Source organism: Metabacillus dongyingensis, from assembly GCF_019933155.2.
Taxonomy (GTDB): Bacteria; Bacillota; Bacilli; order Bacillales; family Bacillaceae; genus Bacillus_P; species Bacillus_P dongyingensis.
Genome location: NZ_CP082944.1, coordinates 2,484,824 through 2,501,394 on the forward strand (window position 1 = coordinate 2,484,824; position 16,571 = coordinate 2,501,394).

The window sequence follows — 16,571 nt, forward strand, 5'->3', positions numbered from 1 at the left end:
AAGACATCCTCAGAAAATAGAGGATGTCTTTTCTTTTTATTTGCTTTTAGTAAAGTAATCAGTGAATGCATGCATAATCTCAATTCCCTGATACAGGAATAGACTGACAGCTGTTAATGAAAAACCTGTCACCATAATAAATCTCAGCCAAAACATCGCGTCGCCCTCCTTTACATATAGTCTCTAGGATGGAAGCGATGCTTTATCGAAATAAGATGATTGGTAAAAAACAGCCAGTAAAAATTTCTTTCTGAAATTCCATCCTGTAAGCATGGCAATGAAATAGACTGCAGCTAAAAGAAAAGATTCAGTTTCTGCCAGACTGTGTTCAATGAAGAAAGGGAACTTCAGATCGTCTTTGTCATCAGCAGAGGATGGCTGCACATGCTCTTCAAGATCAAAAGCAGGTGCGGTAAATGAATGCTGGTGGATTTGCGGAACGGTTCCTGCAAGGAGTAGGGCAATGAGAATAAGTAAGATAGGCTGTCTCATAACTTTCCTCCTTTTTTTATAATAGAACTATCATAACGCACAATTTCAAATTAGAATAGAGGAAATTTTTTTGTTTTTTCTAGCCAAATAGACAAAAAGTGATATAGACTTGCTTTGTCATGATACTGTGGCGAGATCAATAATGAATGTTTGAACGTGAACAAATCAGCGCACTTCATTTGCCGAATGGCTGTCATATGCATGTTGCTCTATAAATAAATGGTTTAATGTTTGTTCCAGGTATATCAGCTACATAGATTGACTTTTGATTAGCCTATTTTTTAGATAACATGGAATTGCGATCAATCTTAAGGTGATATTTTTCAGTTTCAAAGCCTCTGGAAGTATTTAAATCCAGGACATCAATTGAAAGAGAAACATCTGAATAAGCTGTCCCTCTTAAATAATCCTCTAAAGGTACTTTTAAATCGCCAGTCTCATCAGAAGAAATTTTCAAAAGCTCTTTTGATTCCTTTTTGACACCTTCTTCATAAAAAGTAAAATTGAATTTATAAGCTATTTGATCTCTGTTTGCTATTCCAAACCGCAGCTCCTGATCATCGATGCCAAGGAGTTCAGGAGTTTTTATATAGCGTGAATCATCGATCTTCAAACCGCTTGCTTCTTCCAGGTAGCGAAACATTTTTTTATTATCCAGCACATTTGGAATTCGTTCATTTTCATGCTGCGTTCTTAAATAAAAAGGTTCATTGCTGCTCTTGACCTCTTGTATGTCAGTTTCTTCAGCAGCTCCATATAAGAGGACATAATCCTCGGCAATTATCTCCTGCGGGTACCATTGGTGAGCGTCATCTGAGTAATTCCAAAACGCATCCCAACGAATAGGTGAATCATCAATTTTTCTGATTTTACTCCACTCAGAAAAAGGCAAATGATGAGATAACACGTAATGATAAGCAAAATGATGGCCATATTCATGGGAAAGGGTGTCCCTGTACGAAGATACTTCAGTATATTTATCCCCTTGATATAATGTAATGCTGTCTGTCAAGGCATGAAAGCTTCCTTTAGTTGAAGATTCTCCTAAAGAAGCGCCTCTGATCCGCACTTCCTGAAGCAGGGAAAGCTCATCTCCATGCTTATTTTGAATCAGCTCTTTGTATAACTGCTGAAGCTTCGTTTCATCCCAGGCATCTGTATAGCTTAAAAATATGATTCCTTCAGGAGATTGATAGCTTGCATGATAGTCTGAATCATAGACCAAAGGATCCAGACTGAGCAAAAACGGGAAAGACAGGAGAAGAATTAGCACTATTTTCATCTAACAATCACTTCCTCAAATGTCATTCTATCACGCATTACAGCACAAATAGGCTGCATGATTTTTCCAATAAATGTTTGTAAAGGAAACCAGGCTAAATCTCCTAAACTTATTCACAGGAAAAATAATATTCTGATATATCCTCTTCACATTACATAAACAATGATCTATTAAACTAAAGCTGTTGGATAAAATTGAGAATGGGAGACGATGAAATGAATAAAAAGTGGGCAGCGGGAGCGGGTATTGCACTCGCATTGTTAGTTGGTCCAATCACACAGCCATCTTCAGCAGAAGCAGCGGGGACCAAGATTGATAATGTAGCACATCGGGGTGCTTCAGGATATGCACCTGAGAACACGATTGCAGCGTTTGACAAAGCTGTCGAAATGAAAGCTGATTACATTGAAATTGACGTTCAAAGAAGTAAGGACGGGGAATTAGTCGTCATTCATGATACTACAGTAGACCGTACCACAGATGGCAGCGGACCCGTTCAAAGTTTAACGTACGAAGAAATAAGAAATCTTGATGCAGGCAGCTGGAAAGGCACAGAATTTGCTGGTGAAAAAATTCCGTCATTTGATGAAATCCTTGATCGCTATCACGGGAAAGTAGGAATACTGATTGAACTTAAAGCACCAGAGCTATATCCAGGAATTGAAGAGAGCGTTGCTCTTGAGCTAAAAGAGAGAAACTTAGATAAACCTCAAAATGAAAAAACAATTATCCAATCATTTAATTTTGAATCAATGAAGAAGATAAACGATCTACTTCCAAAAGTACCGATTGGAGTCCTGACATCATCTCGATTACATACAACACAGCAAGCATTAAAAGAATTCAGTGCATACGCTGACTATTTCAACCCAAGCTATACAATCGTCACAAAAGACCTTGTTAATCAAGTACATGAAGAAGGAATGAAAATTCAATCATGGACGGTACGCAGTCAAGAAACGGCTGATTTTCTTTTAGAGATGCAAGTGGATGGAATTATAACGGATTATCCGGATTATGTGGATCCGAGATAAGGAAAAAAAGATTGACCCTTAATGAGGGGTCAATCTTTTTTTTGAAATAGAAAAATCCATATTATTTTAATTAAACTATGTTCTAAATAATCATTAATAAAATCGCCGCTCAGACACCATAAGCTAGATAACCATGTTCGGAAATACTTCATTGTCTCCAGCTGAACTAGAATGAAATCTCTTTTTATTTCTTATTTTGCAAGAATAAATACAGGGATTTACTTGATATATAGAATCTTAAAGTAAATATTCTTAATATTGTCAATAATTTTGAACTGAAGTTTTACATAGTGAAACTAGTTCTAGAAAAGGGAGGTTTTTATCTTCAGCGAGGTTATTAAAACAGTAGAAAAATCCATCGGAATTTTAGAAGTGATCGCACAAAAGCCAATGACATTTATTGAATTGGTCGAAAAGCTGGACAGCAATAAAGCAACTGTACATCGATTTTTATCTTCTCTTGAGCAGCTTGGATATATCACAAAAAATAGACAAGAAAAATTCATCTTATCACAAAAATGGTTTCAACTGGCATTTCAGGCACAAGATCAGCTTGATATTGTGAAAACAGCAAGGCCCTTCTTAGAAAGCATTAGCCAACAAGGTGCAGGAAAGACGCTTTTAGCGCTTGGAAAAATTCTTCTTTGTGTTCTTCGAAATCTTGAGGTAAATCTTCATCAGGGTTTCTGTATCTAAGGCTTTTTTGAATATGAAAATAATTAATCTTTACAAATAAATAGGATGGGTTTTATAATTATGTTAACTTCAAAGTAAGGCAGGTTAACATAATGGAATTAAAAAAAATAGTCTATGTTTCTATGTTTGCGGCAATTATGGGAGCACTAGGGATTGTTCCGCCAATCTTTTTAGGATTTTCTCCCGTTCCGATTACCTTACAAACGTTAGGTGTCATGTTATCAGGAAGTGTGTTGGGAGCGCGTTTAGGTCCCAAATATGCGGCCCTTAGTCAAATCTTATTTTTATTCTTGGTAATGACCGGTTTACCTTTATTATCTGGCGGCCGGGGTGGAATTGGTGTTTTTTTCAGTCCATCAGGAGGATATCTCATTGGGTGGATCGTAGGTGCTTATGTGATAGGATTTTTAACTTATCGTATGAAAAACATATCATTTGTTAAGATTTTGCTTGTTAATATTCTTGGTGGTATTTTTATTGTTTATTTATTCGGCATTCCGATTCAGGCCTTCATGATGAATATTCCTCATGCAAAAACGGTTATCCTTAGCATGGTGTATCTTCCAGGTGATTTTATAAAGGTAATTGTTGCTTCCTTGCTTGCTATTAAGTTGCAAAAATCTATCCCACTTTCAAAAAAACTGGTGGCCTAAATGAGAATTACCAGCACTTATAGAACGTATGCTCAAATAAATAACAATCGGCCTGCCATCGTAACAGATAAAGAAATAGTTCCATATAGTGAATGGTATGATTTAGTGCAGCGAACAGCTGCCTCTTTTTATAAAGTAACTGGAATTTATAAAAGAGTTGCCTTATTCTTGCCAAATGGACGCTTATTTTTACAGCTGTTCGCTGGAGCGAGCGAAGCAGGCTGGGCTAGTATGGTCGGAGATATGAGGTGGAAAGAGCAGGAAATAGAAGAACGGCTTCAACAAATAACTCCTGATCTTATCATTGCTGATGAAAAGATGAAGGGATATTTTCATCAGTCTTCAACAAAAACTATTTTTTCAGATGAGATCGAGGAATGGCTATGTTCCAGCAGTGATTTTCAAAAAAATGACGGTAATGCCCCTTTTTACATTGGTTTTACCTCTGGTTCAACAGGGAAACCAAAAGCATTCATACGTTCCCATTCTTCATGGATAGAAAGTTTTCGGTGTAATCAAATAGATCTTGAGATGACGGAGAAAGAACATGTGTTAATCCCCGGTTCATTTATAAATTCTACCTTCTTATATGGAGCTTTAAGTACCTTATTTTTAGGGGGCACGATTTATGTGCTGACAAAGTTTTCACCAGCGCGTTTGATGGATTTCTTACATAACTATCCGATTTCTAAAGTATATGTAGTCCCTACAATAATTCAGGGGCTATTAAATGAAGGATATTATAATGAACAATCAGTTTCCTTTATATCTACAGGGGCAAAGTGGCTGCCAAGCGTAAAGGCCAAAATGCGCCTTCAATTTCCAACCGCTAATTTTTATGAGTTTTACGGATCGTCCGAGCTTAGTTTTGTTACGGTTTTAAAAAATAACGAGCAGATCCAACATGCGGCTTCAGTTGGAAGAGTATTTCAGAATGTTGAAATTAGTATTCGCAATGATAAGGGAGAAGAAGTAGGGCTTGGAGAAGAAGGAGTTTTATATGTAAAAAGCAAAATGCTTTTTGATGGATATTTAAATAATGAGGAAGAAACAAAAAAAATATTACAGGGAGATTGGGCAACAGTTTATGATATCGCCAAAATAGATGAAGAAGGTTATGTATACATCCTTGGCAGGCAAAATGATATGATTATTTATGGCGGAATGAACATTTATCCCCAAGAAATAGAACAGGTATTAATGAAATACGATGGGGTCGAAGAAGCGATTGTTTTGGGAATTAAAGATGAGTATTGGGGGGAGAAAGTGGCTGCTTTCATTAAAGGAAATGTGTCCTTGCCCTCTTTAAAAAATTATTGCCTTCGGAATCTATCTTCTTATAAAATTCCACGTGTTTGGAGAAAAGTAGCAAATTTCCCCCACACAACGGGAGGGAAGATTTCACGCCCGGAAGTAAGAAAATGGTTTGAGAAAGGGGGGTTAGAATGACGCGAGCGGTAATCGTCAAAGCAAAGAGAACCGTAATAGGAAAAAAAGGCGGTATCTTAAGAAAGTATCCCCCCGAACAATTAGCAGCTTTTGTTATTAGAGACATCGTTCAAGATCTGCCTGAACAAGTTGATGAAATTATTTTCGGCAATGCGGTGGGGCCTGGAGGTAATATTGCGAGATTGTCAGGATTGGAGAGCGGTCTGTCTCATACTGTACCCGGTATGACAATCGACAGGCAATGCGGCTCTGGATTAGAAGCAATTCGCCTTGCTTGTTATCTGATCCAAGGCGGAGCGGGGCAAATATATATTGCGGGTGGTGTCGAAAGTACCAGTCAATCTCCGTACGCTAAACGGGCGCGTTTTTCACCGGAACAGATCGGAGACCCTGATATGGGCGTTTCTGCGGAACATGTAGCTGAAAAATACGGGATTACACGGCAGATGCAGGATGATTATGCTCTGCTTAGTTATCAACGGTCCATTCATTCATTAAAAAAAGACTACTATTCTGATGAACTCGTTAAAATTACCGATATTCCCTTACAAGATGAAAGTTTAAATCCAAAGCTTAATTATGAGAGAATGTTGCGTCGATTGTCTCCTTGTTTTAAGGAAAATGGAACGGTAACGTTGGGAAACTGTTGTGGAATCAATGATGGGGCATCGGCGGTCCTTGTCATGTCTGAGGAAAAAGCCAAGGAGCTAGGATACCAACCAATCATGCGTTTTGTCGATAGTGTGGTATCAGGAGTGAACCCAAACTATCCAGCCATTGGTCCAATTCCTGCCGTTTCCCAATTATTATCTAGGCATTCTTTATTGATTCAGGATATCGATCTGTTTGAATTAAATGAGGCCTTTGCTTCAAAAGTAGTTGCATGTGCAAGTGAGCTTTCGATTCCTTATGAAAAATTAAACGTAGAAGGCGGCGCCATTGCCTTAGGCCATCCTTATGGTGCATCGGGAGCTATTTTGGTGACAAGATTATTTTATGAAGTCCAGCGTTACCAAGCGAACTATACTATTTCTGCTATAGGAATTGGCGGGGGAATTGGAATCGCTGTTTTATGGGAGAGTATGATATGAAAACAGATGTGACTTTAGTTCCGATAACAGAAGAAATGGTCCAAAACTATGAAACTATCTTTGGGAAACAAAACAGATTACCGCCAACCTTTCCAATGATCTTTTATCGTTATATCACGGTTCCATGGGACTACAAGAGCGCACCAATTCATCGGAAACAGACCTGTGTTTGTACCAAGGAACTTTCCATTGGGGAAAGCTATCGCTGTGTAGTCACACTTGATCAAGAAACGCAAAAAGGAAAGTATACGTTTTACACCCAATCTCTCGTAGGGTACAACTTGGAAGGAAGCGAGTGTTTTCGATGTGTGTCCGAAATAGTAGTACGTTTACCATAACTGAAGAAAAAATTAAGCAGTATGCGTTTCTATCAGGGGACTTCAATCGGATTCATCTGGATCAAGAGGAAGCAGAACGTTTCGGATATAAAGCACCAATTGCCCATGGAATGTTGACAATGGGTCTTACATTGGATATCGCTTCTTTTATTACCGAAAAAGGGAGGAAGATTTCCACGTATGAGATGCAATTTCTAAAACCAATATTTAAGAATGATACGATTCATATATTTGCGGAAATGAAGCTGGAAAATGATTCTACCTATATTGTCATAATAGGCAGGAATGGAAAAGAAGTGGTAGTTAGGGGGCAATTAAAGATGGGGGAAGCAGCATCGTTATAAAACCATGAAAGAAACTAAATAGCAAATTTTTTGTTATTAGTCATTTTCAATGCGACTTCTCAGGAAATTCAAGGTATAAAATCGGTCGAAGATATCAGAATAGAATTAAGCCCTGGTTCAAATGTTTACCGGGTTCGCTTAGAAAACAATCAAGAAGTTCAAATTGATGCGAGCACTGGGAAAGTTTTATCAACTAAGTAAGATTACTCAGGCTTTCTCATATCTTTATATGATGGATCTACTTTTGACACTCTGTATAGATACAGTGCTCTAACTATGGCAGGTTTGGCCCTAATATCTGCGGCTGCTCTGAGTGTGATGAAATTTGGGGCTCAGTGCGGAATGCCAGTTAAGAAGAAGTAGAAAAATTTTTACAAATAAATATTCCTGATTAAAGAGCATTACTGGATGGCAGTGTTTTTTTTTGCACATAAAAGGAAATCAAATAACAATTCTTTAGTTAAGATATGTTCTAAATAATCAATAATAGGCTAAAAAAAACTGTACTCAAAATGAAAAAAGTACTTGGTGTTATGTAAACTAGAAAGAGAGGGTAATGTAGGAATAAAATGAAGGGCAAACTTAAAAACAACGAGATTTTAGGTAACTGAGCAATCATAAGATCAAACCCACCAGAAGTGAACTAGATAAAACAATAATTTAAATAATAAATAATCAAATATAAGGTGAATGATTTTTTATACATGAATTATTAAAAAGTAATTAAATTTACTGATTAAAAGCAACTAACATCAAAATACGGTTTTTTTAACTTTTGTCTCACTATCTTAAGTTTACTTAGATTATGAGACGATTTAAATACGTCATTATATAACTGCCTATAATATATATTATGTAAACAAAGAAAAAGTTTATTTAAAAGAGGTATTAAATACCCCTCTTTTTCATTCTTTATCCAAACATGAACAACTAAGTGATAATCACCATCAGATTTGGGCATTCTGTAAAGTGCTTAGGACTTCCTCCTGATAATGGCCCGATTGTGGAAGATCGATATTAGTAAATGTAATCTAAAATTCAAAGGGAATTTCAATTAAAGCCCCTTTTGTGCGGTTGTTTAGACATTGCCTAGATAGCTTCGCGTTATGTTTTGGAGAACAATTTTTCCATTCTTACTGTATTTTTCGAATAACTCTGACAGGAGAAAAACAAAACGTTCATACTCTTCGTAATTTTTTTTCGGAGCATAGGACGCTGATAAATTCCTTCCTAAAAATCCTTCATAATCAAATAGCAAATCATTTTGATACTTTTTAAACTCATACTTTCCATCTTTAAAAAAGCTGTTAAATACTTCTGGAGTTTCTTCCATTCCACCGCTAAATCCTTTGAAATTTGGACAGGTCTTTTGGCAAATTTCTGCATTCTCTTTATTAATCAGGCTAGTTAAATCTCTGCTATTCCAAACAAGAACGACATTTGCCTTTTGTTTCAAAATCCGTTGACATTCGATTTTGAATGCTTCTTTATTAAACCAATGAAATGCCTGGGCTACAGTTACTAAATCCACACTTTTCCCTTTTAAAGTGGTATTTTCAGCAGTTGCCTTTATTGATTTAAAACGATAATATAGTTTTAACGATTGCTCAGCCTCCTTTCTCATGTCATCATTTGGCTCTACTCCAATAACATTTAGACCTCTTTCAAGCAGCTGGCGGCTAAATATCCCCGTACCTGAACCAATATCGGCCACAATCCGATCCACTTTCAGTTGGTTAGCTGAAAACAAATAATCAATATATTCATTAGGGTAACTGGGGCGATATTTCGCATATATATCGGCCTTGTCGGTAAAATTTCCTGTTGTTTTCACAATACTACCTTCTTCCCCACGATATAAAGTGCAGAAATAGGAACCAAATAATTAAATTTTTTGCTGTAACCTCTAAGTCTACAACTTTAGAGTTCAGCCAAAAAACTAACCCATTATCTGGCCCTTATGTAAAAGAACTTCAGAATCACTTATCTAGTTAATATACACTATTTGTTAATCATTTCCGCGATTGTTAAAGATCATCGAAGTTGATTATTGAGTGTTATTTACTGGTAGTGCTGATAAAGGTGAAAAATTTCCAACTACCTTTTTATAAAAAATAAGAGTTGCATTTTCATTTAATTTCTTTTTAACACCTGTTTTTTTGTATCCCATTTTTTCGTATAAATAGCAATTACGTTTTTCCTCTAAAATTGCAGCTAATTCCCAACTTATTGCTTTTGGAAACATTTCTTCAACTAAAGTTATAGCTTTTTGGGCAATCCCTTTCCCTTGATATTCAGAAAGAATAAACATTGGACTTATCCAAAATTGCACTTCTTCTTTCCAAAATATACAGATCGCACCTACATTACTGTTATCGACAATAATTTTATAGAACCCACCGTTAGTGTTATTTATTCTCTTTATTACTCCTTCTATAGTTTCGTTTGCTGGGTTTGTTTTGTAATCTTTATATTTATCCAACAGTGGCAAAAATGCATTTACCTGAATATCAAAAATAATTTGAGAATCAGCATTTGTTGCTTTTTCTAACCTAATGTCCATTAAAATCAACCACCAATCTATTTAATCAAGGTAATAACATTCTACAAATTCACGAAATAATCTTCTTCCAATAATTAATGCCACTGTTTGTTGAAATAGAAATACAATTAAATTACGTACACTCGGAAATATAATAAATAAAAAGCAAAGACACGAGTTGTCTTAGCTTCCATCACCATTCATATATCTATTGTCTCCCATAGTATGATTGCTGTTTCCACCAGTTTTAACATTAGGATTATGACCTTTATTGTTATTATTTTTCTTTCGTCTAAAATCTATTGCCCAGGATAAAGAAATGATACCAGCGATTAGTCCAAATAACCAGAAAATTTAGATCACCTCCAAAAGAGCGTTTTGGATTAATGCTCCCTTTAATGGAATAACTACAATAAGAAAATAATTTCTGCAACTAATTCACGTGCTGTTATTGCTGCAAAAGATGACTATATTGTACCTTTTCAAGTAAGTCAAAATTTATCAGAACAATTGAATACATCATTTTATCCTGTTGAAAAAGGTGGTCATTTTCTAGAAGATGATGGATTCATTTCTTTCCCATTGGTTTATGATATTTTAAATAATATGATGAAAACTGTATAAATAATGAGGGATGTCAACTTTTCGTGACACCTTAAAATTTTAAAATGTTCCTAAACAATCTGGCACGACGCATCCAATAAGTTCGAATTTGTAAGTGTAGAAGCAATTAAGCAATGTGTCATTTTAGACCTAGGTATTGCAATATTACCGGAAATGGTAGTAAAAACAGAGATTGAGAGAGGTATACTAAAAGAATTAGTTTGTAAAAGTGTTGTCACACCTATTAGTACACAAATTGTTTGGCATAAAGATAAATTTATGACACTTCCTTTGCAATCTTTTATACAATTAACTTATAACAGTTTTGGTGTAAGTAAAGCTTTCTAAAACTTCAAAAAAACTATAGATACATATCTATAGTTTTTTTGTTCCTTAATGGCGGTTATTTGAACTATCGTTCCCATTAGTTGTCTGTAAAACCTCGAAAGTCGGGCTTGTGTGTAGAAGTTAAATAGACTGGGCAAGACGGAATCCAAGGTCCTCTATTGTAAATGACGGATGGCTGCGACGACGACACGAAGCCCCACAACCCCTGGCCTCTTCAGCCCAGCTACCTCCTCGGAAAATTCGGTAGGAGCCGTATACTTGTTCATCATATATATCCCAACACCACTCCCAAACATTCCCTAACATATCATAAAGACCCCATGCATTCGGTTCCTTTCTTCCTACTTCATGGATTTTGCCTCCTGAATTTTCATTAAACCAGGCTATCTTATCAAGCTCTCCGTATCTATAACCAGCAGTCCCTGCTTTACATGCATATTGCCACTGCTTCTGAAGGAAGTCGATAGCCGTCTGATTCCCAATCACAAATAATGTTTTCACCATCATTACTTATAGAATAACACTCTTTCAGACAAGCTTTTTGTGAAAGCAGATTACAAAAAGAAATTGTATCATTCCAAGATATATTTACAACCGGTTTTAGATCAACGTCAAAAGGATTAAGTGTTTTATTAACAGCATTGTATAGACCCATAGTTACAGGATGCCGTGCGAGAAGAAACGGTCTTATTTCAGCTTTCCATTTGCTTTTTATTCTATCGTCACTTAATTCTATTTCTCCCCCTGGAATTTCAACCATTAGATGGTCAATGTAACTCTTTATTTCATTTGACACTCTACCATCCTCCTAATGATCTCGTTTTTACAAATTTTACCGTATTTAGAAGCGTTATATCAATTTGTTTTTTTGCAGATAACTGTCCGTTAATTTAACAAGAAAACGCTGAACCCCTTAGTTTGGTGTTGGTCTCGTAAACACAGAGCAAAAATCCTCATCTTCCCCATTAAAGTTATTCTTTGTTTATTCGTGATTAAATTTTTTATTGGCAATCCAATAATTCGTTACAAAGAGTATCAGTACAATCCAAACAATCGCTACTAGTGCGTTCTCTATTGCTTTTGTATCTGCTGATCCTGTGACCAGCACTGCCATTGCATGTTTGCTCATACTTGCCGGATTTATAAAATCAATAATTGGAATTAAACCAACAATAATTCTGCAACCTAAAAGGAAAACAATTGAAATTAATGCGATAATACCCTGACTGTTAAAAATCGTACTAATCATCGTTGTAAAAGATACGATAAAAAGAACCCATACAAGATAAAATAATAGTGCAAGAATCATGTGTGAAAATGGAACATCTGTAAAAAGATAATTTACATATAAATAAGAAGCAAAGTATCCAATTGCTGCACTAAAGGCTGCTATCAAATAATTTGATGCAATTTTTCCAGCTATATATGAAAGAACAGTAACAGGTCGTGTTAAAATAAAGGCCAGCATGCCATTTGCTTTATCTGTTTGAATAATACCCATCATTGAGATTGCCAGAATCATAAGCCCGAGCTGATCAAATTGAGATCCTAATGTGCTTGCCAGTACTTCACCGCCTTTTTGAGCTGTCATGCTCGGATCAATTGTAATTCCCTGACCACCGCCTGCCGCTCCCAATATTGCTGGCAAGAAATGAGTTACTATAGGCTGGGTTATCCCTAAAAAGATAAAAACGATCGGCAGCCAAATAACTTTAAACTCACGTATCATTTGAACAAATTCTTTTTTTATCAGGACATTAAAATTATTCATTTCCTCACCACCAGTTTTAAGAAGATTTCTTCTAAAGTACCGTTATTAATTTCGAATTTTACGATGTTCACTTCATGCTCAAGTGCATTTACAAGTAACATATTTTTGTTTTTTTCGATGTTTTCAACTTTTATTTTGACTTTATGCCCAATGACCTCTATTTCCTCCACATAAGGTAATTTTTTTACAACGTCAATCCATTTATGATCTTTCGCTGTGATTTCTACGTTTAGACTATTTTTGCTATTGCGTTTTAACAGTTCGTTGATGGTGGTATCTTCTATTTTTATTCCATTTTTTATAATGACAAATCGTTCGCATATTTCTTCCGCATCGCCTAATATATGGGTTGATAATAAAATCGTGGTATCTTTTTTTATTTCTTCGATCAGGTTTAACACTTCTCTTCGCCCGATTGGATCTAGTGCGGATACCGGTTCATCCATGACAATAAGCGAAGGCTTATGCAGCAGTGCTTGTGCAATTCCGAGTCGCTGTTTCATTCCACCTGAAAATGTGCCAACTTTTGAATGTTCTTCACCTATTAGTCCGACTTTGGTCAAAATTTCAGGTATTGAGTTTGTTAATTCTTCTTTTTGCAATCCAGAAAGCTGCCCCATAAACGTAAGAGTTTCTTTCGCTGTCATCCAATGAAAAAAGTTAGGGTACTGTGGCAGGTAGCCAATTTCCCTTTTCATTTTCGATATTTTTTTCCCATTCAGTAAAACTTCGCCTGCGTTTGGGTCGATAATATCTGAAATCACTTTTATTAAAGTCGATTTCCCAGCTCCATTCGGCCCGATCAAACCGACACATTCTCCCGATTGCAGTTCCATTGAGAAATTATTGACAGCGACTTTTTCTTTAAATGTTTTCGTCACATTTTTGATTTCCAATTTCATAATCTCTCACTCTCCTCTCGCCCTATAACAAAGTACAGAATTGGACCAATTGTATTTACTAAAAGGATAATTAATGTCCACACTAGAACATTTTTTCTCGTTTTTCTATGTCTGTATAAATCTATTAAAGCAATTAGAACTAATAGGAAACCTACTGCAATAAACGGCAATATTATGGGGATAAAAGCCATAAAGTCAATATCCTTTAATTCATCAAACCCATAGTGAATTTGCATATTAAACACTTCCTTTTCATTATCGTTATTGATAATGATAATAATAACTTCAAAGGAAGTACATTGCAATACCTATTCTCATTATTTATAATAAGAATAAATTTAAAGTAAATAAACACACAATTAATAAACACAAATAAGGAGAACATTATGGTTAATAAAGTTGAAGTTTTAATGCATCCAGTAAGAATGAAAATTTCTCAGGTGCTAATGAGGAATAAAAACAATGGATTAACACCCTTAGAAATGGTGAAAATTATTAAAGGCGTACCTCAGGCAACTCTTTATAGGCATTTACAAGTTATGTTGGATTCTGGTATTATTCGCGTTATTAAGGAAAAAAAAGTCAAATCTGTTTCCGAAAAATATTACGCTTTAAATGAAAGTGAGGCTAGACTTAATATAGAAGATTGGAAAAATGCTTCTAGTGAGAAGAAGCTTAATTATGTTTCATATTATCAATTATCACTGATGACTCAATATCAAAGTTATCTTAAGAAATTAGAAGAACAAAACTGCCGGGAAGATGGTGCTACTTTCTCTTTGGTAGAATTAAAGATAGATGAGGATCACTTCATACAATTTCAAAATGAATTAAACGAATTAATGACTAAATACTACCATACCCCGAGCAATGAAATAGATGCTCCAGTTCGAACAATCGCTGTTACAATTATTCCAGAAACTTAAACGAATTAAATCATAGTAAGCTTTGCAGCGACCGGTGATTGGAATGTTGACAAGATCCGGGACCAATTGCAAAACCTAGAGAAATTGAAGCTGCCATGAGATTAAACCCTTTCCCTCTTTTCTCATTTCCTTTTTGGATATTTTACAACTTCCTTGACAAAATTAATATCAAACAATATGATAGTTTCATGACATTCAAACAAGTTAACCTAGATGAAAAACGTGTAAAGATATTTAAAGCTTTATCAGAGGTCAAGCGCATTGAAATCATCCGCTATCTTTATCATGATAAAAATAAAAATAATAATTCATGTGGAGAAATTGGAGAATCAATTGGAATGAACAAGTCAAATGTTTCATACCATCTAAAAATTATGGTAGAGGCTGACTTAGTTGATGTTGGACGTGATGGTCAATATAAATTTATTAAATTAAAGGAGGATACATTTCAAGCATTTTTACCAGGTTTTTTGGCAACTTTATAGAAGCCGAAAAACCTTAATTTTTAATCATTAGTTCTAAAGTTTTAAAACTATCTAATCAATTAATAAATATTGAGGTGTTTCATTTGAAGGAAAAAGTAATCAATTCAAAATGGCTGCTCTTTACATTGTGTTTTATCGTATTGTTAGGACCTGTGAATGCTGTCCTGTTTAATGTAGCATTAGCCGATATTTCCAATGATTTATCAATTAGTCCTTCAAAAGCAAGTTGGATTGTAGTAGGTTATTCCCTGGTTGTTGGAATTGGCTCAATGGTCTATGGAAAATTAGCTGATCGATTTAGTGTGAAAAAACTTTTAATTATAGCCATTATTTTATTTATATTAGGTTCAGTCATTGGTTTTATAAATCAATCATATGAATTTGTCATTTTTGCTCGACTTCTGCAAGCAAGTGGCGGAGCTGCCTTTATTGCACTTGGCATGGTATCAGTGGCAAAAATGTTTGAGCCAGATAAACGGCCTGGAGCATTAGCCATGATTAGTTCTTCAATCGCTTTAGCTGTTGGTATTGGACCATTAATTGGAGGTGCGATAACAAATACGCTTGGTTGGCCGTATCTGTTTCTGGTTATGGTGATTTCTGTTATCGGTATAGGATTATTAATGAAATTTATGCCTAATGACGACGCAAATCATTCGTCTGAACCCTTTCATTTTGACTTCATTGGCTCTATTTTATTATTTGCGTTAATTGCAACTGTTTTATTAGGAGTAAATATTAACGGTATAATGTTTGTTCTTTCTTTGGTCCTGTTATTTTTATTTAAAGTTAGGATGACAAAAGCTAAACATCCTTTCATTGACTTTGAATTATTTAAAAATAAACCTTTTCTGCGATTAATAACGATTGGTTTCATCATAAACGTTGCTCTATGTGCAAATCTGTTGCTTCTCCCATTGCTGTTAGTTGAAAAAAATGGACTTACACCATTTTTAATAGGTATTGCTTTGTTTATTGCCTCATTATTTGGTATAGTGTCTAGTATTTTAACAGGAAGAGCTATAAAAACCGTAGGGAATATAAAAATGATTTATGTAGCCTCTGCCATAATGATTTTTGGTTTCCTGGCTTTAGGTTTAATTCCAAATGCGAACCTCTTTGTTATTCTGATTGCAGTAATTTTAACGTTTATGAGCTATTCTGCTATTCAAGTATCCTTGAACACTCTTATACCCAAAACTTTAAATGCATCTAAAATTGGAGTGGGTCTTGGTTTATATAACTTGTTAAATTTTGTAGGTATGGCATTTGGTCCAGCAGCAGCAAGTAAAATAATGGAATCGACAAACAGCTACAGTTTGAATTTTATATTAATCTCACTTTTGCTGGGGGTACATTTCCTGCTATTGTTTAAGCTATCTGCCGCTCATTCAAAAGTAGTACATGCAAAATAAGACAGATTGACGTTGACTTAATTAGAGTCAAATTCATGATTATTTTGCATTATAATAGTTCAAGGGACCTCGAGTTCGAGATTTAATGGAATTATATTTTTTTTGCAGGTCATTTTACGACGAAGGAAAGAAACAGCCAATTTTGGCTTTTTCTTTATTCATTTTTGTTTTTCTGGATCGCTTTTAAACGAATTTTTTAT

At 35.2% G+C, this 16,571-nt stretch carries 17 protein-coding genes and 3 pseudogenes; 12 read left to right on the forward strand and 8 right to left on the reverse strand.

All coding sequences use genetic code 11. The features are described 5' to 3' along the window. Positions 1–183 precede the first annotated feature (183 nt). Together K8L98_RS12350 and K8L98_RS12355 are read right to left on the reverse strand one after the other, a co-directional pair. Entirely contained in the window at positions 184–492 is a 309-nt protein-coding gene (locus K8L98_RS12350) for a hypothetical protein (RefSeq protein WP_223442929.1), read from the reverse strand. A 274-nt stretch (positions 493–766) separates the two neighbouring features. Next, entirely contained in the window at positions 767–1,774 is a 1,008-nt protein-coding gene (locus tag K8L98_RS12355; RefSeq protein ID WP_223442933.1) for a hypothetical protein, read from the reverse strand. Between the two features lie 215 nt (positions 1,775–1,989). On the opposite strand from K8L98_RS12355, the gene K8L98_RS12360 reads away from it, so the two are divergent. The 7 genes and pseudogenes from K8L98_RS12360 (at position 1,990) to K8L98_RS26870 (ending at position 7,580) form a co-directional block, all read left to right on the forward strand. Further along, entirely contained in the window at positions 1,990–2,808 is an 819-nt protein-coding gene (locus K8L98_RS12360) for a glycerophosphodiester phosphodiesterase (RefSeq protein ID WP_223442936.1), read from the forward strand. 336 nt (positions 2,809–3,144) lie between these two features. Next, positions 3,145–3,285: pseudogene (locus K8L98_RS26865) on the forward strand (helix-turn-helix domain-containing protein); the annotation flags it as partial. Positions 3,286–3,596: 311 nt separating this feature from the next. Further along, positions 3,597–4,157, forward strand: a complete 561-nt coding sequence (locus K8L98_RS12370) for a biotin transporter BioY (RefSeq protein WP_223442939.1) — start codon at positions 3,597–3,599, stop codon at positions 4,155–4,157. Beyond that, a complete protein-coding gene (locus K8L98_RS12375; protein WP_223442941.1) occupies positions 4,158–5,606 on the forward strand; it encodes an AMP-binding protein in 1,449 nt (482 codons plus the stop codon). Continuing rightward, a complete protein-coding gene (locus K8L98_RS12380; RefSeq protein WP_223442944.1) occupies positions 5,603–6,697 on the forward strand; it encodes an acetyl-CoA C-acyltransferase in 1,095 nt (364 codons plus the stop codon). Before K8L98_RS12375 ends, K8L98_RS12380 begins: the two co-directional genes overlap by 4 nt. A gap of 304 nt (positions 6,698–7,001) precedes the next feature. Continuing rightward, on the forward strand, positions 7,002–7,379 hold the full coding sequence (locus K8L98_RS12385; protein WP_223443373.1) for a MaoC family dehydratase: 378 nt from the start codon (positions 7,002–7,004) through the stop codon (positions 7,377–7,379). 30 nt (positions 7,380–7,409) lie between these two features. Next, the gene (locus K8L98_RS26870; RefSeq protein WP_223442948.1) at positions 7,410–7,580 is read left to right on the forward strand and encodes a PepSY domain-containing protein; all 171 of its coding nucleotides are present in this window, start codon (positions 7,410–7,412) and stop codon (positions 7,578–7,580) included. An 877-nt stretch (positions 7,581–8,457) separates the two neighbouring features. On the opposite strand, the gene K8L98_RS12390 is transcribed toward K8L98_RS26870, so the two are convergent. After that, positions 8,458–9,213, reverse strand: coding sequence for a class I SAM-dependent methyltransferase (locus K8L98_RS12390; protein ID WP_223442952.1), 756 nt, complete (start codon positions 9,211–9,213; stop codon positions 8,458–8,460). 213 nt (positions 9,214–9,426) lie between these two features. Then, on the reverse strand, positions 9,427–9,942 hold the full coding sequence (locus tag K8L98_RS12395; protein WP_223442956.1) for a GNAT family N-acetyltransferase: 516 nt from the start codon (positions 9,940–9,942) through the stop codon (positions 9,427–9,429). Between the two features lie 429 nt (positions 9,943–10,371). Between K8L98_RS12395 and K8L98_RS12400 the strand changes: the two genes are divergently transcribed. Beyond that, positions 10,372–10,545, forward strand: coding sequence for an alpha/beta hydrolase (locus tag K8L98_RS12400; protein WP_223443374.1), 174 nt, complete (start codon positions 10,372–10,374; stop codon positions 10,543–10,545). 72 nt (positions 10,546–10,617) lie between these two features. After that, positions 10,618–10,872: pseudogene (locus K8L98_RS12405) on the forward strand (LysR substrate-binding domain-containing protein); the annotation flags it as partial. Between the two features lie 120 nt (positions 10,873–10,992). On the opposite strand, the pseudogene K8L98_RS12410 reads toward K8L98_RS12405, so the two are convergent. The 4 genes and pseudogenes from K8L98_RS12410 to K8L98_RS12425 form a co-directional block, all read right to left on the reverse strand. Continuing rightward, positions 10,993–11,632: pseudogene (locus K8L98_RS12410) on the reverse strand (formylglycine-generating enzyme family protein). 222 nt (positions 11,633–11,854) lie between these two features. After that, positions 11,855–12,643: an ABC transporter permease gene (locus K8L98_RS12415; protein ID WP_223442958.1), complete on the reverse strand. Its 789-nt coding sequence runs from the start codon at positions 12,641–12,643 to the stop codon at positions 11,855–11,857. Further along, positions 12,640–13,545, reverse strand: coding sequence for an ABC transporter ATP-binding protein (locus K8L98_RS12420; RefSeq protein ID WP_223442961.1), 906 nt, complete (start codon positions 13,543–13,545; stop codon positions 12,640–12,642). Before K8L98_RS12420 ends, K8L98_RS12415 begins: the two co-directional genes overlap by 4 nt. Then, positions 13,542–13,781, reverse strand: a complete 240-nt coding sequence (locus K8L98_RS12425; protein WP_223442966.1) for a PLD nuclease N-terminal domain-containing protein — start codon at positions 13,779–13,781, stop codon at positions 13,542–13,544. Before K8L98_RS12425 ends, K8L98_RS12420 begins: the two co-directional genes overlap by 4 nt. Positions 13,782–13,931: 150 nt before the next feature. Between K8L98_RS12425 and K8L98_RS12430 the strand changes: the two genes are divergently transcribed. The 3 genes from K8L98_RS12430 (at position 13,932) to K8L98_RS12440 (ending at position 16,371) form a co-directional block, all read left to right on the forward strand. After that, positions 13,932–14,471: a transcriptional regulator gene (locus tag K8L98_RS12430; protein WP_223442969.1), complete on the forward strand. Its 540-nt coding sequence runs from the start codon at positions 13,932–13,934 to the stop codon at positions 14,469–14,471. Positions 14,472–14,659: 188 nt separating this feature from the next. Further along, a complete protein-coding gene (locus K8L98_RS12435) occupies positions 14,660–14,956 on the forward strand; it encodes an ArsR/SmtB family transcription factor (protein WP_223442972.1) in 297 nt (98 codons plus the stop codon). An 83-nt stretch (positions 14,957–15,039) separates the two neighbouring features. After that, positions 15,040–16,371, forward strand: a complete 1,332-nt coding sequence (locus K8L98_RS12440) for an MFS transporter (protein WP_223442975.1) — start codon at positions 15,040–15,042, stop codon at positions 16,369–16,371. Positions 16,372–16,571 lie beyond the last annotated feature (200 nt).